At 58.6% G+C, this 720-nt stretch carries 1 protein-coding gene; it reads left to right on the top strand.

Going from position 1 to position 720, the window contains the following annotated elements; genetic code table 11:
- Positions 1-720 (top strand): glycoside hydrolase family 97 N-terminal domain-containing protein (locus F453_RS14310; protein WP_018968024.1); only part of this gene is annotated, 720 nt, incomplete at both ends.

Below are 720 nucleotides of genomic sequence, written 5' to 3'. Positions count from 1 at the left end.
GGTGCGCCTCGAACAGAAATCCACCCAACGTATGCTCAACATCCGCTTCCGCGTATACGACGACGGGGTGGGCTTTCGCTACGAATTCCCGCAGGAAGGCAAACTAAACTACTTCGTGGTGAAGGACGAACGCACCGAGTTTGCCATGGCGGGCGACCACACGGCATGGTGGATTCCGGGCGATTACGACACCCAGGAGTACGAATACACACAGTCGCGACTGAGTCAGGTGCGACAGCAGATGAAGGGGGCGATAACCGACAACATGTCGCAGACGACCTTCTCGCCCACGGGCGTTCAGACTTCGCTGATGATGAAAACGGCCGACGGACTGTATATCAACCTGCACGAGGCGGCGTTGGTTGACTATCCGGCGATGAACCTCAACCTAGACGACCGCGAGATGGTGTTCACCTCATGGCTCACGCCCGACGCAACGGGCGCCAAGGCTTACCTGCACACGCCCTTCCGCAGTCCTTGGCGCACGGTGATGGTAACCGACGACGCACGCCGAGTGCTCGCCTCCAACCTCATACTCAACCTCAACGACCCCTGCAAGTATGCCGACACGTCGTGGATAAGGCCCGTCAAGTACGTGGGCGTTTGGTGGGAGATGATCTCGGGCAAAGGCGATTGGGCCTATACGCAGCAATATCCCTCGGTGATATTGGGCGAAACGGACTACACCAAGGCCAAACCCTCGGGCCGACACTCGGCAAA

This window comes from Hoylesella loescheii DSM 19665 = JCM 12249 = ATCC 15930, from assembly GCF_000378085.1.
Classification (GTDB): Bacteria; Bacteroidota; Bacteroidia; order Bacteroidales; family Bacteroidaceae; genus Prevotella; species Prevotella loescheii.
This window is presented reverse-complemented; position numbering and strand designations above follow the sequence as displayed.